Annotated in this window: 8 protein-coding genes; 2 read left to right on the top strand and 6 right to left on the bottom strand. The window is 65.8% G+C overall.

Translation table 11 applies throughout. From position 1 onward, the window contains the following. The first annotated feature begins 248 nt into the window (after positions 1-248). Together WKI94_RS10745 and WKI94_RS10740 are read left to right on the top strand one after the other, a co-directional pair. Complete coding sequence (locus WKI94_RS10745) at positions 249-1604, top strand: hypothetical protein (RefSeq protein ID WP_337845732.1); 1356 nt, start codon at positions 249-251, stop codon at positions 1602-1604. A gap of 9 nt (positions 1605-1613) precedes the next feature. Next, positions 1614-2189, top strand: coding sequence for a hypothetical protein (locus WKI94_RS10740; RefSeq protein WP_337845731.1), 576 nt, complete (start codon positions 1614-1616; stop codon positions 2187-2189). Positions 2190-2231: 42 nt separating this feature from the next. Here the strand turns inward: WKI94_RS10740 and csm5 are convergent, their stop codons facing one another. The 6 genes from csm5 to cas2 are packed head-to-tail and all read right to left on the bottom strand — an operon-like array spanning position 2232 to position 8107. Beyond that, positions 2232-3350 carry a type III-A CRISPR-associated RAMP protein Csm5 gene (gene csm5, locus WKI94_RS10735; RefSeq protein ID WP_337845730.1) on the bottom strand — a complete coding sequence of 373 codons (1119 nt, stop codon included), beginning with the start codon at positions 3348-3350 and terminating at the stop codon, positions 2232-2234. Continuing rightward, the gene (locus WKI94_RS10730) at positions 3347-4213 is read right to left on the bottom strand and encodes an RAMP superfamily CRISPR-associated protein (protein WP_337845729.1); all 867 of its coding nucleotides are present in this window, start codon (positions 4211-4213) and stop codon (positions 3347-3349) included. Before WKI94_RS10730 ends, csm5 begins: the two co-directional genes overlap by 4 nt. 3 nt (positions 4214-4216) lie before the next feature. Further along, positions 4217-4942, bottom strand: a complete 726-nt coding sequence (gene csm3 / locus WKI94_RS10725; RefSeq protein ID WP_337845728.1) for a type III-A CRISPR-associated RAMP protein Csm3 — start codon at positions 4940-4942, stop codon at positions 4217-4219. A gap of 8 nt (positions 4943-4950) precedes the next feature. Then, on the bottom strand, positions 4951-5355 hold the full coding sequence (gene csm2 / locus WKI94_RS10720; RefSeq protein WP_337845727.1) for a type III-A CRISPR-associated protein Csm2: 405 nt from the start codon (positions 5353-5355) through the stop codon (positions 4951-4953). Next, entirely contained in the window at positions 5356-7776 is a 2421-nt protein-coding gene (gene cas10, locus WKI94_RS10715; RefSeq protein ID WP_337845726.1) for a type III-A CRISPR-associated protein Cas10/Csm1, read from the bottom strand. Positions 7777-7834: 58 nt separating this feature from the next. Then, positions 7835-8107: a CRISPR-associated endonuclease Cas2 gene (gene cas2 / locus WKI94_RS10710; RefSeq protein ID WP_337845725.1), complete on the bottom strand. Its 273-nt coding sequence runs from the start codon at positions 8105-8107 to the stop codon at positions 7835-7837. Positions 8108-8389 lie beyond the last annotated feature (282 nt).

Below are 8389 nucleotides of genomic sequence, written 5' to 3'. Positions count from 1 at the left end.
CGGAGGGTCTTCCCGCCAAAGGGCCAGGAGGAGGGGCCAGACGGTCTCGTTGTAGAAGGGGCTGGGGTCTTCCCCACGGTCTAGCTTCTCGTAGAGGGCTTTCCGGGCTTCTTCCAGCTGGGTTTGGAGTTCTGCGGAGGGCATAGCTAAATGCTGGGGTCTCTCCTTTAAGGCTGTCAAGGGCAGGTATACCCCACTTTTGTGTTACTATGAATGAAGCCGCAGGGCGGCGTTTAAAGGAGGTGCGTATGAGGCTGAAGGCGAAGATGGTTCTGGGCTGGACCATAGCCCTTCTGGTGGGCCTGGTCCCTATAGGCCAAGCCCAAGGGGTGCGGAGCCTAGGGATGGGGGGGCTGGTCCTCCCGGGGCCCGAAGGGGCGGACCGCAATCCGGCCTACGCGGCCTATCCTTCCCGCTACGGCAGGGAAGGAACCATGGTCCCACTGGGACTCCTCCGCTTCCTGCCCACCTTCCCGGACACCAGTCCTTTCACCTACTTCACCGACCGCCAGGCTTTCAAGACGGGGTTTGATGCCTTATCCTTCTACGACCAGCTCACCCACCCCAATAGCTTCCTTCTGAACCATGCCCGGAGCCCCGACGAGGTGGTCTTCCGCATCCGGGCGGACCGGTTGGAGATCGCCGATGGGCAGGGAAACCCTTTAGCTCCTTCCTTTGCTCTGGGAGCGGTGGGGGCTAAACCCACGGCCCTGTACCCCCCTCCCCTCTATTGGATTCCCCTTTGGAGCGAGGGGGGGATCTACTTCCGCTTTGGGCCTTTCCTGGGGGTTGAAGGGTTGCAGGTGTCCCCCAGCCGAGAGTTGGCCCAGGCCCTTGCGGGGGGCAATCTGGATGCCTGCCGCCAAGATCCTTCCCCTTGCACCCTTTCCGCCACGGCCAAGGCCTCTTCCGGGGTTGCCCTGGACCTGGGGTGGGCGGCGGCCCTGCCGGAGGTGCCGGAAGTAGGTCAGCTCTATGTGGGTGTGCGGGGTCAAGGCTTCTACGGCTTGGGGTACGTCGAGGTCAACGCTGAGGCCAGACCCATCTTTGACCCGGATGGCAACCCCAGCGCTGTGGACTACCAAGTGGGCGGGTTTTACTCCATCGCCTACGCTCCCCAGGGCTCGGGGCTTTTCCCGGGGCGGGGATATGGCCTTCGCGGGGATGTGGGGGTGGTTTTGGACATGGGGCAGGCCACCCTGGGCCTGGGGGTGCAAAATCTCCTCAGCCTGGTGACCTGGGAAGGTTACGCTTTCAGCGTGGACCAAAACGGGAACCTCACCCAAACCCCTGCCAAGCGACAGGGCGATATTTTTGCTCCAAGCCTTTTCCTCAACGGGGCTTACCACTTCCAGGACCTTGGCCTGCTCCTGGGGGCGGACGCTTCCTTTGGAGCGACGGCTCCCAGCTTCCACTTGGGTGGGGAATACGCCCTTGGACTTGCGCTTCTTCGGGCGGGCGTGGGGTATGAGGGCGGCTTCCGCTTTGGCCTGGGGGCGGGGTTTGACTTGGAAGGCCTCGGGCTAGACCTGGCCCTGACCCGCCATGAGGCCCCCTTGGTGGGGGGTAGCGTTTACGGCATCGCTTTGGCGGTGCGTTTCTAGGGGGTAAAGATGCGTACCTGGTACCGCAACACCCTGTTTTTAGGGCTTTTTCTCCTGGCGGCGTGCAGCGGGCACACCGTGTACCGCTTTGAGGTGGACCTTCTCTCCTTCTTGCCTCCGGAAAACCGCTCGGGCACCCTGAACGTGCGGGCGGGGAGCGCGGAGGCTCCCTTCCCGGCTCAGGAGGGGCAGCCCGTTTCTTTCCCAGGGGGTGAGGCCCTGGTGGACGGGCGGTTCTTGGGGGAGGTGGAGCTTACCAACAACACCAGTGGCGATCTAAGCGGTACCCTCGAGGTCCGCGTGGGTCCTGCCTCGGACACAGACCTCTTTGACGGAACTGGGGATGTGGCGTGGGGCTCTTCTTCTATTTCTCTCCCCTCTGGACAGGCGGGCGCTTTCAGCTTGGACCTTCCCCTTGACTCCAACACCAACCCTCAGGTCTTCGCGCTGGTCCAAAGTGGGGAGTTCCGCATCGGGGCCAGGCTAAGCGTGAACAGCACCGGAACCGGGCAAGTGGCCTATACCCTTAAGAAGCTGGATCTTACCCTGCGTCTCAAGCCCTTTAACCTCATCCCGGACGAGTAGGGAGACCGGAGAGGAGCCCCCGCCCGCCGGGCGGGGGCCCTTTTACCTCATCCGCCCCACCATCCACCCCAGGGGGTAGCCATCCTGGGGGTTGGTGGCCCCGATGGTCTTGCGGGTTTTGGGCTCCTGGGCCTCGAGGTGGTCTTCGGGAAGGAGGAGGGCAAGCCGGAGGGCTAGGCGCCCTGAGCCGAAGCCCACCCGCAAGGGAAAGACCTCGGGGTCTTCCAGGCGCTCTTTCAGCTCCTGGTAGACCTCGAGGGCCCGCTTAAGCCCGTGGTCTTCCGCAAAAGCCTGTTCCCACTCCGCCACCTTTCGGTAGTACTCCCTCAGCGCCTTCTTGAGTTCCCCTGGGGGAATGGGCCCGGCCACGCCCTTCCTTTCGGGGGCGCTGAGCCCCTTGTGGTAACGGAAGGAGAGGGAGAAGCGGCTTCCCTTGCGGAAGGTCTCCGCCAGGAGGATCAGGCCCCGGGTGTCCTTCCCCGGGTGGAAGACCCCGATGCGGTTTAGGAACCCTTCCCCAGGCCCCGAGTCCGAAAGCCGCACCGCCCGGAAGGGGTCCCGGTAGAGGTCGGGCCCCCGCCCGCCCATGTAGCCCAAGACCGTGGCCTCAAAGGTCTGGTTGTCCTGCAGTTTGGGACTCTTGGGCGGGCGGATCAGGGCCTCCCCGTCCCGGGAGGCCTTGCGGAGGGTCCAGCGCCCTTCCCGGAACTCCACCACCTCCCCCCGCCTTAGGAGGGTCCAGAAGAGCCAGGCGGTCCTTAAGGCCCCCTTCACGCTGGAGCCTGGGAGGTAGGGCCCCAAGGGGCTTTGGGGGAGGGGGCGCCACTCCAGGGCGGCCTCCTCCGTGGCATCCTCCAGGGTTTTGAAAAAGGCGGCGCTGGCCCCCACGGTGCGCAGGATGGCCCCTTGGGGGAGCTGGCCTTCTTGGTAAAGGAAGTTCAGGATCTCTTGGGCGGCCTTGGGGCCTTGGGCTACCTTTTCCAGGTACTGCCGCCGCCGGGCCTCGGGGAGGGAGAGGAGGAGGGCCGCGGGGTCCAGGAGGTGGACCTGCTTGGCCTCCCGGTCGGGCACGTAGGCGTAGGCCGGGTAAACCTCCCCCGTGCCCACGTGCACCGGGCTTAGGGCCTCCAGCTCTAGGTGGTAGGCTTCCAGGAAGCTCATACCCTCACCCCCAAGGGGAAGACCTGCAGGAGCTCGTAGACCCGCACCCCCTCCTCCGGGGGCTCTAAAGGGGTCACGTCCAGGGCCAAAGGCGTTGGGACCTCCCGGTAGAGGCTGCCCTCCCGGGTGCGCAGGTGGGGCCTCTTGAAGGGCTTGGCCCCCACATACCCCCCGCCCAGGCGGCCCTGGTAGGCCTCGAGCTCGTAGTACAGGGCCCCCTCCAGGGGCCCCGGGGCCAGGGTGGTGTAGGCCGTGGGCGCCTGGGCCTCGGGGAGCTCGGCGGGGAAGGGGCCTTCCACCCGGAAGCGCCCAAGCCCCACGCTGGCCTTCCCCCCATACCCCATCTCCCCCACGAAGGCCAGGGCCGCCTTGAGGTCAAAGGGAGGGTCGCCCAGCAGGTAAAGGGCGTAGGGGGTTTTGGGGTCGGGGAAGAGGAGCTCCTCGGTGAAGAGGATGCCCCTCCGGGCCGCCCCCGTGGCCCGGTCTATCCCCACCCGGCTCCGGCGGAGGCGCGTGGGCTCGGGAGGGGCCTTGCCCTCTAGCTCGGGGGCTTCCAAAAGGGCTTCCTCTCCTTTCTCCACCAGCCGGGCGAAGGTCTCGAGGGTCAAGAGCTTCAGGTTTTTCAGGGCCTTTCGCCTTTCCGTTTCCTCCACCTGGATGGGGGGGAGCTTGGGCCTTGGGAGCCACCCCTCGGGGAAGACGCTGGAGAGGCGGAAGGGGAGAGGCCGGGCCAAAAGCTCCTCCAGGGCCTTTCGCCCGTGGGCGTACCGGTACCACCAGAGGAGGTGGCCGAGGAGGGTAGGGGCCCGGGGGAGCTCCTTCAGGGGGCCCTGGAAGTAGAGGCGGAAGAGGGTGGCCCGCATGGCCTAGAGGGACACCTCTTCAATGAGAAGCCGTTCCCTAAGGGGCAGGCCCTCCTGCCCTTCCAGGGGCTTTTCCGGGTGGAGGAAGTAGACCTGGCCGTAGCCCCGGCTGATGTGCCCGCCCAAGCCGTCCAGCTCCAAAAGCTCCAGGGCTTTGAGGAGATACTTTTCAAAGTATTCCTCGTCCAAGGGGTCCAGGACCCGGTAGGTCATTTCCACCCCGAAGCGGGCCCCCGCAGGCACCCGCTCCGTGGTGCGGGGGTTGGCGTTCCCCCCCAGGCGGGGGATGAAGACCTCCTGCTTGATCTCCGTGTAAAGCCCGCCCCGGGCCGAGACCCGCTCCAGCTCCTGTTTGGAGTCCTTCGTGAGGTAGGCGTCCCGCACCAGGAGGCGGGTGGGGCCCCGTTCCTGGGCCACCCTTAGGCTCGCGGGGTTGTTTTCCGGGGCCAGGCCAAAGATGCGGGCCACGGGGTCCTCGGAGTTTGGGGAGGCGTAGACGTGCTTGTCCTTGGATTTCAGGATGTAGTCTCCCCCTAGGGCCCACTCCAGGAGGTAGCGGAGCTTTCCCTTGAGGCTCGAGCCCGGGATGTAGGGCTCCTCGGTGAGGGGGTTGCGGATCACGGGGTTGTCCAGGTCGCCGATGGCCATTTGGTCCCGGCTCATGCCGATCCTTAGGCCGGACTTGGCCAGGAGGATGGCCCGGATGCGGATGATCTTCCTGAGCTTCATGCTCCCTCCTACTGGCCCTTGGCGTAGAAGTAGGCCAGGACCGCCTCCACGTACTTCATCATGGCTTCAAAGTCCTTTGGGCTCCGCTTGCCCGCGTCCAGGGCCTCTTCCAGAAAGGCCACAAACCGCTTGGCGTTGCGCAAGGGGCCTTGGGCGCGGGTGTTGTACGCCAGCTTGGCCTTGAGGAGCTCCAGCTGGGGCACGAGCCGGGCGAAGGCCAGGGCCTCGTCCTCCTGCCTTTCCCGCTCAAAGCGGTTTTCCAAGGCCCTAAGCTCCGCGAAGTAGTTGCGGAACTGGCTGGACCTGAGCTCGCCCTCCCCCACCAGCTCCTCCGCCACCTTTCGGGCCCGCTCAAAGAGGGTGGGGTCCAGCACGCCCTTCTCCCTATCCTTGAAAAACTCCAGCGCCGGCATTCACGCCCTCCTTTCCAGGTAAAGCCCCCACTGCACCCACACGGGGAGGTGTTGCCAGAGGGGGCTTTGGTGGTCCAGAAGCCCTAGGTATCTCCTCCAGGTGGCCTTGTCCCGCTCCCGCACCCGCCTTAGGGCGTAGGCCAGGAGGGGCTTGTAGCGCATCCTTTCCCCCTCGTCCTCCTCCTGCCAGAAGCGCCGCCAAAGGGCAAGCCAGCGGTAGACCTGGGCCCGGGAGAGGCGCTCTTCCCGTAGGTCCCGCCTCAGGTCCTCCACCCAAGGGCGCAAGTCCCTCAGGGTGGGCCAGGCCACCGCCTGCCCGAAGAGGAAAAGCCGCCCCCGGCCCGCCCCCTTGGCCGCCTTTTCCGCCTCCGAGAGGGCCTGGGTGAGGCTCGGGAGGGGGAGGCTTGGGCCCGTGAGGAGGAAGCCCCCGGAGAGGCTTAAGGCCTCGTGGCGGGTGAAGAGGCGGTAGAGCCGTTCCAGGTCCAGGGCGAAGTCCAGTAGGGCGTCCCAAGGCCCGAGGAGGAAGAGGTCGTCCCCCCCGGAGTAGACGCTGTAGATGAGGGGGTAGCGCTTGGCCTTTTCCTGAGCCTCGAGGGCGTCCCAGCCCAGCCGGTTGGCGTAGAGCAGGGGGGTTTGGATGAGGCCCAGGACCTCCGCGCTGAAGAAGACCTCCAGGGTGCGGGAGAGGGAGGCCAGGCGGCTGGGGGTGGCGAGGCTTCGCCCTTCCCTGCGGAAGCCGGTGGCGAAGGCCTCCCCCATGCGGTCCGCGTCCAGCATTAGGGCCCCCAGGTAGGGCGCCCCCCGGGAGAGGGCGGCCAGTTCCCCGAAGGTGAGGACCCGTTCGGGGGAGGTTTCCTCCTCCAAAAGGCCTTCTTCCTGGGCCCAGGCCTCGTACTCCTCCAGGGTCTTACCCGTGGCCCTTAGGGCGTGCTCCACCCGGGGCAGGTGGCCCAGGAGGGGCTTGACCTCGGAAGGGGTTTCCTCCGGGCGGAAGTCCACCCGGGCCCGGTAAATGTGCTCCGCTTCCCCATCCCCCAAGGCGGCCTTCAGGTGGGGGAAGGGGAAAAAGGGGGCGGGGGCCCTTTCCCCAAAGAAGCCCACCCGTTCGCTCCTCGGGAGGAGGGCCCCCATGGCCTTTTCCCGCTTGCAGTCCGGGCAGAGGCTTCCGGGCTCGTCCTCTTCCGCGGGCAGGAGGCCGCAGGCCGCGCAGGGGCGCAAGGGGTCCTTTAGGGTTTCCTCGGTGTGCCTGAGGAAGGGGAAGGGCCTGAGCTTGGCCAGGGCCAGGGCTTGGTGGGCCTTGGCCAGCACCCCGGCGAAGTCCCTGAAGTCCGCTCCCTGGAAGGCCACCCAGGCGAGATGGGGCACCAGGCTTCCCCCCCGCCTAAGCGCCCACCGGCCCCAGGCCTCCTGGGCTTCCTGCAGGGCCTTTAGGGCTTCTTCCGTGTGGGGCAGGAGGAGGTAGAACTTCCCCCCGGCCCCCAGGATGCGGTTGAGGGGGGTGAGGCCCAGGCGGAAGAGGAGGCCTAGGGCCATGGCCTCCGCTGCCAGGCTCACCTCGAGGCTCCTCGCCCGAAGCCGCTTGGCGATGCCCCCCACCCCCGTCTCCGCCCCGGCGATGCGGTAGATGTGCCCCTGGATGCCTCCCAGGTCCCCCACCGCAAGGAGGAACTTCTCCCGGTCCCGCCGGAGGTCTTCTATGCCAGCCTGCCCCTTGTGGTAGAGCCAGAGGGCGTGGGCGATGGCGGCCGATAGGCGCAGGTGATCGTAGAGGGACACGTCGGGTTCGCTTTGGGTGTCGGCCGGCACCAGGCTCAAGGTCTCCTGAAAGGCCAGGGCCAGGTTGGCCAGGAGGGCCTTTCGGGTCATCAGGGGGAGGCGGGCCATCTCCGAGAGGCGGGCCTCGAGGCGCTCAAGCAGCCTCCCGTACGCGTCCTTGGAGAGATGGGGCCGCTCCTCCGGGTAGAGGGCCCCGGGGCGGAGGCCGGTTTCCGTCTTGCCGTTTAGGGCGTAGACGGGGCTATACCCCCCTGCCCCTCCCTCCTGCCCCTGAACCCTCAGGGCCTTGAAGGGTGGGGCTAGGGGCACTTGGGGCGGGCTTTGGCCGCCTTCCCCCTCTTCCCGCTCCTGCGAGGCGTAGGTGTCTGCCAAGGCCACGCACCACTCTTCCGGCTTCTTGGGCTGGTATTCTGGCCGGTTGTGCCAGCCCTCGTGGTGGCGGCTTGCCGTTTGGGCAAGCCATTCGGGGTCTATCCTGGCCCTTTGGAAAAGGTCCTGGTGTTTGCGGACGAAGAGGGCGGTGTAGGCGGTGTGGGTGCGGTCGGGCACCTCGCTGTCCCGATCCCCCCAACGGGCACGGGAATAGAGCTTGCCCACATCGTGGAGGAGGGCGGCTAGGGCGAGGTCCTTGGCATCTGGCGCCATACTATGGTCAGTTTAACCCCCTGCTTTCCGCTGGCCTGTGACATTTGCACTGCCGAACCTAGACTACGGCAAACCGGGCCTCCTCCGCCAGAGGCCCCACCCCCAGCACTTCTACCGTTCCGGCAATGGGGTAGATGCGAAGGGCGTCTTCCGAAAGATCTAACACCTTTCGGGCCCTAGCCTTCAGGTCTTCCAGAAGCTTAGGGTCTAGATAGCACTCAAACACGGAAAGCTGCACCCGTTCTCCGTAGCTTTTTAAGAGGGTAGCCAGCTTTATGCGGCGGTTATCGTCCGGAATGTCATAGGCGATGGCATAAGGCTTTTTTCTCATGTACCCATCTTAGCGCGGGGTACGCGGTTGTCAATCCCCTGACGGGGAAGCATCTCGTGCAACCAAGGCTCCTGCTCCAGGGGGGGATGGAGAGTTTCGTAGGTCGCAATCCCCTGACGGGGAAGCATCTCGTGCAACTGTTTGGGGAAAGAGAAGTCCGGGCCATGGAGGAGGAAGGTCGCAATCCCCTGACGGGGAAGCATCTCGTGCAACTCAAAACTTGCACCTCCCGCATACCGTGCATAAACACCCATCCCCCCCTCCTCCCCCCGGGGGCCAAAG

This window comes from Thermus sp., from assembly GCF_037444525.1.
Classification (GTDB): domain Bacteria; phylum Deinococcota; class Deinococci; order Deinococcales; family Thermaceae; genus Thermus.
This window is presented reverse-complemented; position numbering and strand designations above follow the sequence as displayed.